This window comes from Parabacteroides sp. CAG:2, assembly GCF_000436315.1.
Lineage (GTDB): Bacteria > Bacteroidota > Bacteroidia > Bacteroidales > Tannerellaceae > Parabacteroides > Parabacteroides distasonis.
The window spans coordinates 71,172-89,117 of record NZ_FR885273.1; the positions used below are offsets into that span (position 1 = coordinate 71,172).

The 17,946-nt window shown below is 43.0% G+C and carries 16 protein-coding genes; 3 read left to right on the plus strand and 13 right to left on the minus strand.

Going from position 1 to position 17,946, the window contains the following annotated elements:
* Window position 1: 1 nt before the first annotated feature.
* The 6 genes from QVP94_RS04765 to QVP94_RS04790 all read right to left on the minus strand — a co-directional run bounded on the left by QVP94_RS04765 (window position 2) and on the right by QVP94_RS04790 (window position 5,373).
* The gene (locus QVP94_RS04765; RefSeq protein WP_005855116.1) at window positions 2-820 is read right to left on the minus strand and encodes a polysaccharide biosynthesis/export family protein; all 819 of its coding nucleotides are present in this window, start codon (window positions 818-820) and stop codon (window positions 2-4) included.
* A gap of 24 nt (window positions 821-844) precedes the next feature.
* Window positions 845-1,972: an MraY family glycosyltransferase gene (locus QVP94_RS04770; RefSeq protein ID WP_022192092.1), complete on the minus strand. Its 1,128-nt coding sequence runs from the start codon at window positions 1,970-1,972 to the stop codon at window positions 845-847.
* Window positions 1,969-2,508, minus strand: a complete 540-nt coding sequence (locus tag QVP94_RS04775) for a UpxY family transcription antiterminator (protein WP_005855111.1) — start codon at window positions 2,506-2,508, stop codon at window positions 1,969-1,971. The genes QVP94_RS04770 and QVP94_RS04775 overlap by 4 nt, the downstream gene beginning before the upstream one ends.
* 495 nt (window positions 2,509-3,003) lie before the next feature.
* Entirely contained in the window at window positions 3,004-4,227 is a 1,224-nt protein-coding gene (locus QVP94_RS04780; protein WP_005855107.1) for a tyrosine-type recombinase/integrase, read from the minus strand.
* A 203-nt stretch (window positions 4,228-4,430) separates the two neighbouring features.
* Complete coding sequence (locus tag QVP94_RS04785; protein WP_005855105.1) at window positions 4,431-4,940, minus strand: helix-turn-helix domain-containing protein; 510 nt, start codon at window positions 4,938-4,940, stop codon at window positions 4,431-4,433.
* Window positions 4,941-5,016: 76 nt separating this feature from the next.
* Entirely contained in the window at window positions 5,017-5,373 is a 357-nt protein-coding gene (locus tag QVP94_RS04790; protein ID WP_224202055.1) for a two-component regulator propeller domain-containing protein, read from the minus strand.
* A gap of 327 nt (window positions 5,374-5,700) precedes the next feature.
* On the opposite strand from QVP94_RS04790, the gene QVP94_RS04795 reads away from it, so the two are divergent.
* Window positions 5,701-6,111 (plus strand): glycoside hydrolase family 20 zincin-like fold domain-containing protein, encoded by a 411-nt coding sequence (locus QVP94_RS04795; RefSeq protein ID WP_224202054.1) that lies wholly within the window; start codon window positions 5,701-5,703, stop codon window positions 6,109-6,111.
* Window positions 6,112-6,215: 104 nt separating this feature from the next.
* A complete protein-coding gene (locus QVP94_RS04800) occupies window positions 6,216-6,452 on the plus strand; it encodes a hypothetical protein (protein ID WP_022192094.1) in 237 nt (78 codons plus the stop codon).
* A 35-nt stretch (window positions 6,453-6,487) separates the two neighbouring features.
* On the opposite strand, the gene QVP94_RS04805 is transcribed toward QVP94_RS04800, so the two are convergent.
* The 4 genes from QVP94_RS04805 to folB all read right to left on the minus strand — a co-directional run bounded on the left by QVP94_RS04805 (window position 6,488) and on the right by folB (window position 10,362).
* A complete protein-coding gene (locus QVP94_RS04805) occupies window positions 6,488-7,132 on the minus strand; it encodes a MarC family protein (RefSeq protein ID WP_005855096.1) in 645 nt (214 codons plus the stop codon).
* 94 nt (window positions 7,133-7,226) lie between these two features.
* Window positions 7,227-8,474 carry a PNGase F N-terminal domain-containing protein gene (locus tag QVP94_RS04810; RefSeq protein WP_022192095.1) on the minus strand — a complete coding sequence of 416 codons (1,248 nt, stop codon included), beginning with the start codon at window positions 8,472-8,474 and terminating at the stop codon, window positions 7,227-7,229.
* A 5-nt stretch (window positions 8,475-8,479) separates the two neighbouring features.
* The gene (locus tag QVP94_RS04815) at window positions 8,480-9,916 is read right to left on the minus strand and encodes a monomeric [FeFe] hydrogenase (RefSeq protein WP_005855092.1); all 1,437 of its coding nucleotides are present in this window, start codon (window positions 9,914-9,916) and stop codon (window positions 8,480-8,482) included.
* Between the two features lie 77 nt (window positions 9,917-9,993).
* Complete coding sequence (gene folB, locus QVP94_RS04820; RefSeq protein WP_005855090.1) at window positions 9,994-10,362, minus strand: dihydroneopterin aldolase; 369 nt, start codon at window positions 10,360-10,362, stop codon at window positions 9,994-9,996.
* A 91-nt stretch (window positions 10,363-10,453) separates the two neighbouring features.
* On the opposite strand from folB, the gene QVP94_RS04825 reads away from it, so the two are divergent.
* Window positions 10,454-10,825 carry a bactofilin family protein gene (locus QVP94_RS04825; RefSeq protein ID WP_005855088.1) on the plus strand — a complete coding sequence of 124 codons (372 nt, stop codon included), beginning with the start codon at window positions 10,454-10,456 and terminating at the stop codon, window positions 10,823-10,825.
* A gap of 39 nt (window positions 10,826-10,864) precedes the next feature.
* On the opposite strand, the gene QVP94_RS04830 is transcribed toward QVP94_RS04825, so the two are convergent.
* The 3 genes from QVP94_RS04830 to dnaA form a co-directional block, all read right to left on the minus strand.
* Window positions 10,865-13,552: a 4-alpha-glucanotransferase gene (locus tag QVP94_RS04830; protein ID WP_009276785.1), complete on the minus strand. Its 2,688-nt coding sequence runs from the start codon at window positions 13,550-13,552 to the stop codon at window positions 10,865-10,867.
* Window positions 13,553-13,575: 23 nt separating this feature from the next.
* Entirely contained in the window at window positions 13,576-16,116 is a 2,541-nt protein-coding gene (locus QVP94_RS04835) for an adenosylcobalamin-dependent ribonucleoside-diphosphate reductase (protein ID WP_005855085.1), read from the minus strand.
* A gap of 257 nt (window positions 16,117-16,373) precedes the next feature.
* A complete protein-coding gene (gene dnaA, locus QVP94_RS04840; protein WP_008774487.1) occupies window positions 16,374-17,771 on the minus strand; it encodes a chromosomal replication initiator protein DnaA in 1,398 nt (465 codons plus the stop codon).
* Window positions 17,772-17,946 lie beyond the last annotated feature (175 nt).

A 17,946-nucleotide genomic window follows, 5' to 3' on the forward strand; every position in this document is an offset into this window, starting at 1 on the left:
ATTATTTGAATACAAGTACGCTAATCGTTGTCAACAAGGAAGCCAGCGATATCCAAAAGGAGGTGGAACGAACATTGTTTCCGTTGACAGTGGACTGACGTGCCCGCACGGTATTCGGCTCCACATAAATCACGTCATTCTGCTGGAGGTTATAGGCGGGAGACGCATACATCTGGCTGGCGGAGCAAAGGTCTATGCCGTAAACTCGTTGCGCTCCATTTTCCTCACGTAGTACCATTACCTTATCCCGTTTGCCATAAATCGTCAAATCGCCCGCCATACTGATAGCGTCTAACAAGGTCATTTGATCCCGGTCGATATTGAAACGCCCCGGGTTGTTCACCTCACCCAGAACCGATATTGTAAGGTTCATAAATTCAACGGTCACCACCGGATCTTTTACGTAATTCCCAGTAATCAACGCATCCTTGATAAAGGCCGCTATCTCAGACCGGCTTTTCCCCGCCACATGGATTTTTCCCAATACAGGAAAATCAATCTCACCCCGATCGTCTACCGTATAGCCGGACAAGCCACGACTTGATCCACTACCTTGCGATACCTGTCCGACCTGCTGCGACAGGATCGGCAAATTAAATAGGTTGGTCAGTTGGGGATCTCGGCTATTCACCAGAATAGAGATCTGATCGCCCGGTCGTATCTTGACCGTCAATGGAGACACGACCTTCTGCTCACTCTCTCCGGGGTGAAGATCTTGAAAATAATTCGTTTGGTGCGTAGTGGAACAGGCGCTTAAAAGAAATAACAACCCTACCAATTGTATGAAAAACACATGTGAATAACGAGAACTCTTATTCATGATATAAAATTAATTGATTTGATTTCATTGATGCCACTCTTTTTCCTGATAAAGGATGATGCACCGGTTGATGATAAGATGTATCAATGCCCACAACAACATATTTAGTACCAATAACCAAGTAAGATTTAAAACCGGGGACAGCAGGATATTCATCCCTATGAAAAAGAAGGAGATTAACAGGACCGTCACCAATACCGTACGGACACGCATACCAGTCCGCAACAACTTATGATGGATGTGATTCTTATCCGGTAAGAAGGGATTCCTGCCTTTACGTAATCGATGCAACACCACACGGAAGACATCAAGAAGAGGAACCAGGAGCGTCGAGAATGCTATAACCATATAAGGGTTTGTCCGGACCTCCCCATCTGAATGTACGACACTTAGTTGTATTACCAAGAAGCTGAGGATATAACCGATCGTCAAGCTTCCTGTATCCCCCATGAAAAGTTTGTGCCCACGCTGAGCGTTGCCAAAAACGTTATAGAACCAGAAAGGTATCAATATACCTAATGTAGCTAACGCCAACAATGCATAAAAATAAGATCCGTTAGATATACAGATAGCCGCCAATACGGTAAGCGCGATACAACTCAAGCCGGAAGCCAAGCCGTCTATACCGTCAATCAGGTTAATAGCGTTGGTTATATAAACGACTATCAAAACCGTCAAAGGAATACCCACCCACGAAGGAAGCATATAAATTCCGAACAAACCGCCTAACGAGTTAATCCATGCCCCCGGCAACACCAATAGGATCGCCGTAAAAACCTGAACAACAAATTTGTAACGATAACCGACACCCACCAGATCATCTGCCACACCAATGAGATAAAGTAGCATACAACCACTGACCCAAAACAGTAACTCCAACAAACTTCGATCGGTTAGCAAACGAGCTATCGGAATCCCAACGCAATGGAACAGACCGATTATCAAACAGAGCGACACGAGTATCGCCGGGAAGAAAGAGATACCTCCCAAGCGGGGAACAGGTATGGAATGCACCTTACGCTCGTCGGGCTGATCGAACAATCGTTTCTTATAGGAGATCAACAAGATATTGGGGATAAGTATCAATCCCTGTAAAATGGATATCAAAAAACCACCCGATAAAAAAAGACCGGTCTCTATTGTCGTTCTCATATTTTTTGAATAAAGCTTTGTGGGATATAGGAGGTCGCTACGGCACAGACCCCCTGAATGGCGACAACCAAACGGCTGTTTTTCTTGATCCGGCAGATATATCCTTCCGCCCCCTTGAATTTCCCGTCAATCACTCTCACACGTTCTCCCCGACAAAACTTGGTACTGTCAGCCCCCAAATATTCCATTCCTTTCTCGCCGGATGACGTGACCAACATGAAAATATTCATCTCCCGGTCCGGAATGATAAGTGGCACCTTTTTCAATTCCTTATCTCTTGTATACAGTATCACCTTGTCCGTGAATTGTCGCTGTATCTCCATCGCACGCAACGTCGTAGAATGAAAGAACAGGATTGAACTGATAATTGGTTTACGTATGATCTTTCTTACTCCATTCCGCATGACCACCGCATCCTCACAAGGGAAATAGCAATCGATATCATCCTTCTTGAGGGATTCCTCGATCTCAAAAACTTTGTTATAAAATACTTTTAGCGCAAACCAATGGTTGCCGTCAAGTGTTATTGTTTTCAATGAATTATACCGTTTTTATTCATGTACAAAGAGGATATACCTTCCATTCCTGTATTTCCTTATTTTTTGATTAAAGGATATACAGCAATCAAGGTTAATCCGGCTATTTTTATATAAAATTCCGAAATGAGGACCATTCCTGACTACAGTGAATGGGAAACCCTAACCCTATATTTCTACCGTTTCTTGGTAAGAAACAGTACAAATAGTTATTTATCTTATTATCAAATACATAAAATATATAAAAACTACTTTTTTACTCGGTTTACTCAATTTGATACTCGAAAAAAGATAAGGTTGTTGTCGAAAAAAGTATACACTCTCATTTTCCAGACCAGACAAAGAATAATAGAGAAGAAAACAATTAACGTATTTATATATGCTATTTGTTAACGAGTTACATCAACAGAGGATACAATTTATATCCAAAAATCCCCCCTTTATTTTTTTGTTTTGCAGATTATAATTACATTTGCGACGTATTTCTAAGATTTCTTACCAAGAGACAGTAGAATTTAGGTCTTTTAAAATTCCATTATTCGCATTGTCTATCAACGAGTTATCCAAAGAGTCCAAATAAATAAGAGTTGTCTTCTCGGAGGTATGTCCCATTCCTGCGCTGATAACCGCAACAGGGATATTATGATTGCGTGCAGCGGTAGCCCAACTATGGCGGGGAGTGTATGAAGATAGAGGCAATGTCTCACCGATTAACTTCCCCAATCGCTTTAATTTCTGATTATGGTAATTCAATCCCGTTTGGTATTGCAAGTAAGCCCGATCCGGATTTTCATCGGTAATGATTGGAAATACATAGGGAGTTTTCGAAGAGTCCGATAGATATCGTCTCAAGATCGCCTCTATACAAGGTTCAATTCGCAACGTCAGGTTTTGACCGGTCTTATGGCGACAGTAAGTAATTACCCCTTTACCTATATTTTCTTTTTTCAAATAAGCCATATCCACAAACGCCATCCCTCGAGTACTATAGCTGAATACAAACAAATCCCGAGAGAGAGCCAAAGCCGATGAATAAGACAGGTCAAGTCTCTGCAACTTCAAAATGGTCTTTTCACTAACGGCACGTTTCGATGTCTTGGCGATCCCGGTATATACCTCATGAAAAGGAAAAGCTTGCTCCACAAGTTGCTCTTGTACAGCTTTATTATAAGCGGCACGCAAGATTCTCATATAAAATGAGCTACTATTCTTACTCACTCTCCTTCCCCATAGCCATTTCTCATATTTGCAAGCCGTATCGGAGTCTAATGCGGTGAGAGGTATATCACAATTCTCTAAAAAAGAGGAGAAGCTGTTCAATGTTCGTAAATAATTACGGGAAGTACTGAATTGACCGCTATCATGAAGGAGTCCAATCTCTTTTCTCAAATAGTCCAACATTCCGGTTTCAGTTTTTGGAGATCGAAATCTCCTGATCACATCGGATAAGGTGTATTCATCCCCTACAGCATCTAATTCCCGAATGATTTTCCGGATCGCAACTAAGTCCGCATTTATTCGTTTCTGATAAGAAAAAATAGTTTTTTCATTGTCAGGCGTAACAACCAACTCTCGTTTCTCCCCATTCCACCAATGAGGAAATATCCGCATATCGGTAGTTATTTGCCTATTCTCCTGTCTGTGACAAAGTTGGTAGCAGACAACACCCGCTTTGCCTCTCACCGTCGATGGACGAAACTTTACTTTTATTGTAGCCATACTTTTTTAAGCCAATTTTACACTAGCCAACCCGAAATGTCAATAGGTAGACAATAATAATTATCATAGAAAATCTATCATAATGTCCTCATTCAGGAGCTATTTAAAACATATGACTCACCCAAAAAGTTGTTTATAGGAGATATCTATCAGATTCTGCTAAAAAGATTGAATTTATGAAAAGAATAGTCTGCAACTAACACTTAATTATTTCGACGATATTCGGTTGGAGTGACCCCATAGCTTTGTTTAAAAGCCGTACTAAAATAACGAGCGCTGGAAAAACCGACACGGTCCGCTACTTCCTGAATACTCATATCCTTATGAGATGAAAGCAACCGAGAAGCCTCGACCATACGAAACCGAATCACATAATCACCAACCGAGACATCCGACAAATGACTGAACTTGCTATAAAGCGTCGTTCTACTCATCGCCATCGCAGAGGCGATAAAAGGCACATTCAAATCCGGATTACTCAAGTTCTCCCGAAGCAACGTATTCAATTTACACATGAATTGTTCGTCCGCATTGCTTGTCGCATCCTCTTTTGGAGAGAATAGACAACCGGACTCACGATAACGCACACGAAGTAGGTCTCGTTGTCTTAATATATTCCGCAGAATCACCAACAAGGAATCTATATCAAACGGCTTCGCCAAATAGATATCCGCCCCTGATTTATACCCCTCCCAAGGGAAACATAATCCCACGGAATGGAAATAGCCTGTTCCCCGGATATACCATCAGGATGAATCGGTAACCCATCTAAAGCCAAATTAATCATGCTCACAGAAAAATCCTCTTCCTCATGAATGTCATAGCCGGGCCGTATCCTAACCAGCCCTTCCACTCCAGAAATATAAATATTACCGGAAAAAGACTCAAAAGCAGGTTCCGGAAAGTACCACGATCGAAATATGCCAATCCGCAACAGGTTCCTACCCAAATATTTCCCTCCGCATCTTCCTCCAAAAAAACTATATCATTATAAGGAAGAGAATGCGGATTCTCCCTCTCCTCCTGATAAACGGTAATCTTTTCCCTATCGAAACGATTCAACCCAAATCGGGTACCAATCCACATAACCCCTCTTTCATCTACCAGCACACATTTTACGGAAGACTGCGATAATCCGTTTTCCAAAGAGATTTGTTTAAAATAATACCTAGGAGCTGCATAAAGAGACTCTGTTAAACACACTAAAAACAGCAATAGATATAATTGTAAAAACTTCCAAAATACTCGCATAGTTGTATATCACCCATTGTTCGGCAAAAACACTAAATCGTCCGAAATATAAGGCTTGCAGAGTATAAAAAACGTTTTTTGAATTTTCACGGACGATTTTGGACTCAAGAAAATATCCTTAAAGCATAGATTTGCAGCAAGTGAAAAATTAAACAAAAAAGCATATCATTAAAAATTATTCTTATGTTACGTACAACGGGTATATATTTTATTATTTTGGTTATGATACTTGTAAAATGTTTCCTTCCGGACGAAAAACCGGAGATCATTCCTTTCCCCTTGCAAAGTGTATCAGACAAAGGTGATTTCACATTCAACAAGGCAACCCTCATCAGTGTAGAAAATGAAAAACAGGCTATGATCGCTCGGGAGTTGACCGATCTGTTCACGCTTTCCGCCGGATTCACCCCGGAAATAAAAATACAAGACAAACGAGCCAATATCATATTCCGCACAGACAGAGAACTAGCGGCCGAACATTATAAACTGAATATAGCCCCCTCTTGTATTCTAATAAAAGCATCCGGACAAAAAGGTTTCTTTTACGCAACGCAAACCTTACGTTTTCTGCTTCCTCCAGCAATAAACAGCCCAACTCAGGTAGAGATATTCAATGGAACGTACCGGGAATGACCATACTAGATGGCCCCCGATACAGCAATCGGACCGTGGCAATACACACACCTTTCACTCTCATCTCGAAGGATAATCTCAAAGAATTAATCGATCACCTAGCCATGTTAAAAATAAACAGACTTCATTTCACACAAGAAGTTCATGATACGACACCTGAAGGACAGCAAAAAATGAAGGATATGAACCTGTATGCTAAATCCAAGAAGATCACGATCTCAAACGGAACAACACACACCCATGATATCATATCGTATCTCCCGTTCCAAGCAGAGCTACTTATCTGGAAAGCAAATATCTCCGATTGCGATGAGGATAAAAAAGGTTATTCCAATATTTAGCGCCCATCGCAGAAAGAAGCTGGTCTGGTAATTTGTTAGCCCATCGCCTCACGCAAGATATCGATCAAGATAGGCTTCAATCCGCTTACGAAACATTCCACGGCGATCACCATCAGTATCAATCCCATCAAACGCATCATCACGTTATTTCCAGTCTCTCCCAATATCCGTACCAAACGGGTAGAAGCTTGTAAGATCAAGAACGTGATAAAATAAACCAATGCGATAATACCAATCAACGTACCCTTTAAGCTGAGTGTCGAGGCGTCATCCATAAGCATGATTGCGTTGGCGATCGCTCCCGGACCGCACAACATCGGGATTGCCAGAGGAGTAATGGATATATCATCCGCATAGGTTTTCACCTCTTCCTCTTTCAACTTCGCGTTCGAGTAGCGTGCTTGAAGCATATCAAACCCAATCTTGAAGATAATAAAGCCGCCAGCTATGCGAAAGCCGTTCGAGGAGATACCAAAGAACTTAAACAGGAACTGACCGGAGAAAGTAAAAACCATCAAGGTGATGAACGACACGATCGTGGCCCTTCGGACAATCGCTTTCCGCTCATGGTCATTCATACCATTGGTCATGGTCAAGAAAACCGGCATCGTACCGAGTGGATTGGTCAACGTAAAAAACGAAGTGAAACATAATAGGGCGAAAGGTAACAAGTCTTCCATATCAATAATTTTTTAATTGGCTAATGTGCCAATATGCCAATTAGTTGAAGAGAGCATGATTGGCACATTGGTACATAACATATTATCACATTATTTACTCATCCCAGACCAAATAGGCTGAGACCAACCAATGATTCAGCTTATTCCCATCCACTTCTGCCGCTTCCGGAATACTCACCGTCAGCGTATGATGGCCGGGTTGGATATCCTTCAGCTCCACCTCTTCCGGTATCACGTCCGATCCGGGACACCAATTAGAGCGGGAAAGATCCGAAGACGCCAAGGGTTCCTCTACTTCTTTCTCCGAATAACCCTTCTCGGTGATATAGGCAGCCAGACGCTTTCTCAACCAAACCCCGGTAGCCGGATTAAAACGACGGAAAGAAGCGCAGTCCGTACGCCAAGGAACAAAATCCAAGACAGGAACTCCATCAACAGATACAATATTCTGTTTCTCCACGAACTCATCACCACCGGAATGACCGCCATGTCCCGTAACGATATATTTCAGACGGACATCACGTGCGCCTTGAGGAATATCAAAATCCAATGACACGTCCTTCCGGGCGAATATATCCGGATATTCCTGCCCGATATAATAAACCGTATTCATCAACGGCTCTACATGTTTCTTCGGCAAAGCGTCGCAAGTCAGATCGGACTCGTCCACATCGATCGTCATGCTAGCGACGTATCCTTCCGGTGTCCATGTATCGATAAAGATCCCAACATAAGCGCCACCTTCCAGAAGAGGATACAAATCGGTTATGTCTTGCTCCCAGCTTACGCTATCCTCCCAATGGTCGACATACACAGGTTTACGATGTTTCGTCAAGCTATCCTCGGGACTACTGTAATGCCCTACTCCGAACGGAGTCATGAAACGCATCAATTCCACGGTAGGTTGATAATCCGTCCCGGGGATGATACCGATCATCTTCTCCAGTTTCACGCTATCCACCGCAGGAAACTCCTTCTCCCCTTTAGCGATATTCAACAAATTAATGCCCGAGGCATTTGGCAATACAAAACAAGAGCCGGATTTATCCCAGCGATCTCCATTCGAAGCTACCGTAACCCGGAGTTTGACGGAAACGTTTCGCTTATATTCCGGCAATGTTACCTTCTTCAAGATAATACGGCCATTCACCAAATGATAGGTACTGTCCGGTCCCGGAGCGTTAAAAGCGGCGGGATATACATCCGGAGCGAAACGTACGTGGGTATCATTAAATACCTGTACGGAATAATCTCCCATTGACGGTAATTCTTTATGTCCGCAAGAAGCGGTACATAGAAAAACTCCCGTCAAGGAGACAAATAAAACCAATTTTTTAATCATTTTGTCTAGAATTTAGTAAGCTCCTTAATAAGCTGCTTTTGTCCGGCAGTCTTATCGGCGTGCGTACAAGGACCGGTCACACAACCGCCCTCGCAAGCCATCACTTCTATAAACTGCGCGGGAGCCTTTCCGGTTTTAGCATAAGCACGTAATAATGCCACATTTTTCTTTGTCAGGTTGGCTACCTGCACGGCATTTACGTTCTCGTCCTTCAAATAAACCTTAACGGCGTTGATCACACCACCACTTTGGGCGAAGCCATGCGCCTCACGGACAGCGTTAAATAATACAGAGAAAGGCTGGGCCTCCTCGATCTTGATACCCAATCCCTCCAATACGGAACCTACTTCCTCAAACGTAAGTGTAAAATCCACGCACGGATCTAGTTTCACCTCTTTTCGTTTCGCCACGCACGGGCCAACAAACACGATCTTCGCATCCGGATATTTTTCCTTCACGATACGGGCCGTATAATACATCGGAGATCCAGTAGAAGAGATGTATTTCTTTAAATCCGGGATATGTTTCTCGGCCAATTGCACGTAAGACGGACAGCAACTAGTGGTCATGAACGGTTGTCCTTCTTTCAATTTCTCGATCAATTCTTCCGCCTCATGACGGGTGGTTTCCATAGCGCCTTGCGCCACCTCAACCACTTCCTCGAATCCCAAGGACTTGATAGCGCCATACACTTTTTCCTTCGGAGCGCTAAACTGAGCTAAGATAGACGGAGCGACAATCGCTACCATCTGTTCCTTATTCCGCAAGCGTTGCAAGATATCGAATACTTGCGAGATCTCGAAGATAGCACCGAACGGACAAGCATTCACACATTTACCGCAATATATACATTTAGACTCGTCGATATGCTCCACCCCATACTCGTCCTTGCTGATCGCCTTAACCGGACAAACTTCCTCGCAAGGGATCGGGATATAAACGATGGCATGGTACGGACAGCTTTGGTGGCATTTACCACAGCTGATACAAGTTTCATGATCAATCTCGGCCTGACCGTTTTTCTTGAATCGGATAGCGTCCTTCGGGCAGTTCATATAACAACTACGAGCCACGCAACCCCGGCAAAGATTCGTGATCTCATAATTCACGGAGACACAAGAGGAACACGCCTCATCCACTACACACATGATATTTTCCTTCTTATTCTCCGAGCGGAACAAGGCACGCTTCGCATACTCTGAAAGCGGTGTCAACTCATCTTCCTCGTCCTGCATATCAAAACCAAGCAAAGGCAAGGTCTTGTATTTCCAGACGGCACGTTCCTTATGTACACAGCAACGGCCCCTCACTTTCGATTTTCGGGGACTCAACTCGATCGGTAAGCGATCTATTTCTTCTAGAAGACGGTTTTCTTTCCAGAGCTTTACTAACTTCGCCAGCAATCCGTGACGAACAATCATTACGTTGTTGGTAAATGCCATAATGTTATCGTATTTGTGCTTTTAGTATATCGTATATCGCATCACTTCTTTACAAACGCGAAGGTAAATAAAAGTTTCTAAACAGAAAGAAAGCTTTCTTTAAGAATTATCGAAGCACTATGAATATCTCCGCCAAACGGAGGATTTAATTTAGACAAGACAAGTTCCACCTCCGTGATCTGTGGAAATCTCTCTTTCAAAGCCTTCAAGATACGCCCCGCCGCGTGCTCAAGAAGTCTCGAGGGGATAGCCATTTCTGCTTTCACGGTTTCATATACTGTGGCGTAATTGATCGTATCGCTTAAATCGTCGCTCCATACCGCATTCTCCAACGGCGCTGTCAGTATCAAATCTACGATAAAAGTATTCCCAACCCGGGTCTCTTGGGGTGCCACGCCATGATAGGCATAGAATGTCATCCTTCGTAATTCAATCTTTGTTGTCATAATCTTTTAATTTATCTGTAAATGTATAGAAAGTAAACCTTCCTGCAAAAAAATAGTCTTATATTTGTCAACCAAGTAACAACACATTATGATGGGAATAAAACAAAAAGATGAAAATTCCGCAGGCGGATTACACAACGCCTTGGCTGCGGGGACAACGATAAAGGGTAATATTATCACAGAGACAGACTTTCGCTTGGATGGAAAAGTAGAAGGGGACATCAGTTGCAACGGCAAGATCGTTATCGGCCCCAAAGGTAGCGTAACAGGCAATATCGTATCCGAGAATGCTGAGATTCTCGGTGAGGTAGATGGCTCCGTAAAAGTAAGCGCAAAGCTTATTCTAAAATCAACAGCAATTATCAAGGGAGATATATATACCCAATCCCTAGAGATCGAACCAAACGCACGGTTCAACGGAGCCTGCTCGATGTGTTCCGAGAAAAAGAAAGCGGACAAATAGACTGAGGGCCGCACTTTTCGATACGGCCCTTAGTCTTTCTTATTTTCGTCCAGCCTCTTTTATCAACGAGACTATCTTATTATTCAGGTTATCAGCCTGCAAAAGCTGTTCCAACGTAATATGCATCCGGTAGCGCCAATAATGCGTTGAATTCGCAGGAACGTTAATACGCTCGGATTCTATATCCTTTCGCTTGATAGAATCATCCATAGCAAACCAATCCTGCAACGGAATAATCGTCAGCATGGAACGAGTCTTCAAATGATTAGAAATAATCTGGGCAACGATTTCAGCCGTACATTCATCCGGGGCCTCACCGATCCGTTGCAATACATGGTTGTAATAACGCTGTGTCTTCTCCGGATCTTCTTTCCACCAATTACGAAGAGGAGTCATATCATGTGTAGAAGTCGTACAAACGGAATGATAAGGCAAATTAAACATATCGGAAAATTCCCGCTGCGGACTCTTCGGCATACGCTCAATCTCAAGGCTTAGTATTTGCAACTTATTCATAACCTCGGGAACAGAGGCGGGGATCATACCTAGATCCTCTCCACAAACCAACATCTCCGTGGACGCGACCAACGGTGTCAAACGCTTAAACGCTTGCGCCTTCCAAAAATCATTATGGCGATGATAGAAGAAATGCCAGTATAACTGATCGAACGCATAACGGTCGGAACCACTCAATTCCCGATAGATATAGGATTGATTCGCCGAGATCCGGGGATGGAACTTATCGGTCTCTCTTGGGTCACGAAGAAATAATACCTCATTCGCAATCGTAAACAGGCCATTCTTGATCCGTAGGGAAACTGGATCCGCCTTATCCGCAAACAACGCCTCAATCTTCCTTTGCGTATCACAGAACGGTTTTAACACATAATGCCGGGAGGAGGATTGTGCCAAATAAGCACCTATCACCTCTTCTGTATTTTCCTCAAACAATTCCGATAAAAATTGTCGATTGATATGTGGGGTCGTGAAACGAGATTCGTTAAAATTCAATCCATACTGCTCGATCTCTTCTCTCGAGAACGGCAACGCTGGATTGAAATGACCACAAAGCCCTTGCACATATTCACAAGGAACCTCCCATATTCGGAAAAATCCCAAGATGTGATCTATACGGAAACAATCGAAATAATCACTTAACTTAGCGAAGCGTTTTTTCCACCAAGAGAAATTATCTTTCTCCATCGCATCCCAGTTATAAGTCGGGAACAGCCAGTTCTGACCGTTCATGGAAAAGTCATCGGGGGGAGCACCCGCTTGACCATTCATATTAAAATATTTCGGTTCCGTCCAAGCCTCTACACTAGTGCGGCTCACGCCAATGGGTAAATCACCTTTCAATACAACTCCATTCTTACGGGCATAATCCGATACCGACTTGAACTGGTTGTGCAATACATATTGCAAGAAATAAGAGAACGAGATCTCCGGCCATGCGTCACTATCTTCCCGGCATAGGGCGCGAACACGTGTCTTATTGTAAGTAGAATTACCTTGCCATTGAGAGAAATCCGATGTCCCATAACTTTCCCGCAAGAAACAATAAGTAGCGTAAGGCATCAACCATGACTCATTTTGCGCCAAGAACTCTTTAAACTCCGGCGTATCTAATACGGCCTTACCCTCCCCTGCGAAATATTCTTGACAATAACCCAATTTATATTTCAGTACTTCCTCGTAATCAACCGTATCTTTTGCGTTTAATTCTTTTTGCTTCCCTGCATAAAAAGCTGCTCTCTCCGGATCTTTCAAGGTCCCCAAAGCCGATAAATCCACATACATGGGATGAAGGGCATAAATAGAAATAGCGCTATACGGATAGGAATCCACCCAAGTATGGGTCATTGTCGTATCATTCATAGGTAATACTTGAATGATACGTTGGTGCGTCTTTCTAGCCCAATCCACCAACATGTGTAAATCTCCCAAATCACCTACTCCAAAGCTCTTTTCCGAGCGCAAGGAAAAGACGGGGATAACCGAGCCGGCACAACGCCATAACGGTAAGCTATCCCGGAAGTAAAGACCAGATATAACAACGGTCTCACCCTGTTTCTGGGGAACAAGACTTAGAATACGATTCTCATCACTCTCCCAATACAAAGGTTGACGGGAATCATTATCCCAAACCAAAAATTTATATTCTAAAGGATACCGTATCTCCGCAGCGTCTAAATCAATATGCCATTCCGGGAAAGTATCGCAACTCAGCAATAAAGCCTTGTCCGGATGCCAGTTACCTAAGCATTCTTGATTTCCAGTAATGGCTACACACTGATTCTTTTCCACCCGGGGAGCGGATATCTTTATCACCAATTTTCTTCCACTTCTAACGACCCTCTCATGTGTATTGCAGGGATGAGCGAATAAACTTTTGGTGAAAGCCGAAGAATAAAAGGCTAGATTATCCGGACGGATTTGCCAATAATCATAAAGGATGTAAGAATCAGATTGTCCATCCAATACAATCCGGTGATTCTTCTCCCACTCCTCAAAGATCTGCTTATCATTAACACTTAAGAAATATCTATATTCTATATCTTTTATATCGGGTGGAAGATCCAGTTCCAGTTTCCAGTTTCCATCCCCAGAGTAATTCATCTCCTTAGCCAAAGCAGGTTCCCAAGAGCCTAATTCCGGTATGGAGCCCACTACACATAACTTCTGTCCCCAAACGGTATGGAAGTTTATATTAAAAGTGACTTTCATGGTATATAGATTTAGTCAATTATTTAACCGCATTTAGAGGCTCCGCAATTCGTGCAGATCAAACAACCTTCTTGATAAATCAAGGTCTCCAACCCACAGTTCGGACATTTCTGCCCTTTCGCTTCCATGCCGTTCGGTAAATATTTCTTCAAGGCCCGTTCCACGCCATTCTTCCAAGTATTGATAGACTCGCTATTCAACTCCATACCCTGTACCAGTTTTATAACCTGATCGATAGGCATTCCGTAACGGAGCACACCGGAAATCAATTTAGCATAGTTCCAATATTCCGGATTAAACTTGCCATCCAAGCCTTCGATTGTCATTTTATAACCGCGTTTATTCTTGAACTGGAAGTCGTAATGCTTATTACCATCCTCATCATAGCTCTTGATGATCGTACCTTTAGAAACGTTTTTAGGTAACATGATACCCTCGTCATCATCGGCCAAACCGGTAAAGATCTCATACGGACGGCCATTTAACAAGCCGACGAAAGCGATCCATTTCTCACGGTTATTCTGGAATTTTACCACATCCGCATCCAATTCACGAGGACGGGTAGATACGATAACCGGTGGTTGCATGCAGTTGCAATCCTCTTTTTTCTTCTTTTTATCTGTCGCAATCAAGACACCGGAACGAGAACCATCTCGATAAACAGTACATCCTTTACATCCGCATCTCCATGCCTCAACATACAAAGAATCTACCAACTCCTCACTTACATCGTTCGGCAAATTGATCGTTACGCTGATAGAATGGTCCACCCATTTCTGAATGCGTCCTTGCATACGGACTTTTTGTAACCAATCGACATCATTGGAAGTCGCTTTATAATAAGGAGACTTAGCAACTAGCTCCTCCACTTCTTCTTGTGTATATTTCTTACTTGCCGAATAACCATTCGCTTGCATCCACGTTACAAACTTATGATGGAATACGATATACTCCTCGAAAGCGTCGCCTGTCTCATCCACGAAATCCACACGAGCCTCGGAATCGTTCGGGTTTACTTTGCGGCGGCGCTTATATACCGGCAAGAATACCGGCTCTATACCGGAAGTGGTTTGTGTCATCAAGCTAGTCGTTCCTGTCGGAGCGATTGTTAAGCAAGCGATATTACGACGGCCGTATTTCAACATATCCTCATATAAAGCAGGATCAGCCTCACGCAAACGGTTGATGAACGGATTTTTTTCCTCACGCTTCGCATCGAATATCTCAAAGGCACCACGTTCTTTCGCCAACATTACGGATGAACGATAAGCGGCCAAAGCTAATGTCTTTTGTATAAGTTCCGCACAATCGGTTGCTTCTTCTGTTCCATAACGCAAACCTAAAGCGGCAATCATATCGCCTTCCGCCGTAATGCCCACACCTGTACGGCGTCCTTGCAAAGTCTTTCGTTGGATCTTTTCCCACAAATGACGCTCTGTTTGTCTTACCTCCATGGATTCCGGATCCGAGTCGATCTTAGCCAAGATCATCTCGATCTTCTCCGACTCCAAATCAATAATATCATCCATAATCCGCTGGGCCAAACCTACATGCTTCTTGAACAAATCATAATCGAAATAAGCGTCCGGAGTGAACGGATTTACCACATATGAATATAAATTGATCGCTAACAAACGGCAACTATCATACGGACAAAGAGGTATCTCGCCACAAGGATTCGTGGAAACCGTACGGAACCCCAGATCCGCATAGCAGTCTGGTACAGACTCACGTAAGATCGTGTCCCAGAATAGCACACCCGGTTCAGCGGATTTCCAAGCGTTATGAATAATTTTTTTCCATAAGCCAGAAGCATCGATATCCTTCACATAAACGGGAGAATCCGAATCAATTGGATATTGTTGCTTATAGGTACCGCCATTAACCGCGGCATTCATGAAATCATCATCAATCTTCACAGATACATTTGCACCTGTAACCTTACCTTCCGTCATCTTAGCGTCGATAAACGCCTCCGAGTCCGGATGTTTAATAGAAACGCTCAGCATCAAAGCTCCACGACGGCCATCTTGGGCCACCTCACGGGTGGAATTCGAATAACGTTCCATAAACGGAACCAACCCGGTAGAAGTCAACGCAGAATTCTTAACCGGAGAACCTTTCGGGCGAATATGCGAAAGATCATGGCCTACACCACCACGGCGCTTCATTAATTGTACCTGTTCTTCGTCAATACGAATAATCGCACCATACGAATCCGCTTGCCCGTCCAATCCGATAACAAAACAATTAGAGAGTGAGGCAATTTGATAATCATTGCCAATTCCCGTCATCGGACTTCCTTGCGGAACGATGTAGCGGAAATGATCAAACAGGTCGAAAAGTTCTTGTTCCGACAACGGATTCGGATACTTTTTTTCCACACGGGCAATCTCACTTGCCAAGCGATGATGCATATCATTCGGAGATTCCTCATAGATATTTCCAAACGCATCCTTCAAGGCATATTTATTTACCCATACTTTAGCGGCGAGCTCGTCACCGGTAAAGTAATCCAATGAAGCCTTAAACGCTTCGTCAAAAGTGTAAGTTTTACGATCCACAATTATTATATTTATTTTGCGACTGCAAGTTTACGCATACTTTACCAGTTATCCAAATTACCCTACGTTAAAAAGAATACTTATTGAAAAGTTTTCCAAAACAAAACTTGCAACTCCACATTTTCAACTACTTAAACAAAACTAAGCATCAAATAGTTTTCCAAAAAGAAAACTTAACACTTATACGGATCTTCCAAAACAAAGAAGGACGCCTCTTTAGAGAGACGTCCTTATCCTACTATATAGGGATTCTTAATTTAGTTCTTGAGCAAGACCTCGATTTCCTCTACGGAAGACCGGAAAGACTTACTAGTCTCAATCTGGTCTTTGATCGTCTTACAAGCATGCAAGACCGTCGCATGGTCTTTCTTTCCTACAATCTTTCCAATATGGGAAAAAGAGGAGTCCGTATATTTCTTCGCCAAATACATCGTGATCTGACGGGCTTGCACGATCTCACGTTTACGGGAATTAGTCTGGATAACCGATTGCTCCAAGTTGAAATACTTGCAAACGATCTCCTGAATCATCTGTACGGAGATCTGTTTCTTCTCCAACCGAACCGCTTGGCTAACCACACGTTTCGTCAACGGCAGATCGATCTCACGATTATTGATAACCGCATTAGCCATTAAAGAGACGAGAATACCTTCCAAGTCACGGACATTCTCCGTCACATTATTAGCGATAAAGTTAAAGACCTCATCCGGAATCATGATTCCGTCATGGTTGATCTTATTCTTCAGTATCTTTTTACGTAGATCCAGATCCGGACGGCTCAACTCAGCCGTCAATCCCCATTTTAAACGGGTGATCAAGCGCTCTTCCATCCCTTGCAAATCCACAGGAGGTTTATCAGAAGTCAAGATAAGCTGCTTACCTAACTGGTGCAGGTGGTTGAAAATATGGAAGAATGTATTTTGAGTCTTATCCATACCGATCAACTCCTGTATATCATCCAACAGCAGCACATCGATATTTTGATAGAAATTCAAGAAGTCATTAGTCGTATTCTTACGGATAGCATCTGTAAACTGTACCCGGAACAAATGCGAAGATACATATAACACTTTCTTTTCCGGATGCAACTCCCGGATACGGGTTCCGATCGCATGGCATAAGTGAGTTTTCCCCACTCCTGACGGACCAAAAATAAACAACGGGTTAAACGTAGTCTTTCCCGGATTCTGGGCAACAGCCTCACCCGCCGTACGAACCAGCTTATTGCTCGTACCCTCGAAATAATTATCAAAATTATACTTCGGGTTCAACTGAGGGTCCAAATCCTGCGGAGCAGTCGTCATAAATGGATTCGGAGCCTTGTTAGCGTCCTTGGGAGTGACTTTCTTTACAGCGGTGGAAGCATTCTCCGCCGGATAATCAACCGTACCACCAGTTGTCTTATCCACCATGATACGGTAGTTAAGAATGGTTCCTTGACCGATTACACGATACAATGTAACTTTCAAAACATTAACATACTTCTCTTCCAGATACTCATAGAAGAATTGACTAGGCACCTGTATGGTAAACTTCTTGTCTTCGTATGATAACGGAACGATAGGTACGAACCATGTGTCAAAAGCTGCCTTAGGCACAATATCCTTTATGACCGCAAGGCACTTATTCCACAATGTTTGATAATCAGTCTGCATGTTTTCTTTCTCTCCCACTAATACTTTTTACATTCGGACTACAAAGTTTAGAAATTAATTCCGAAAAAAAAAGTGCTATTTTGTTTGGTAAATATGAATTTTCAATATCCCTTTTAGATTCAGACAGTTACTAATACCTATCTGATTTACTGCTATTTAGATCGACCAATGTTCA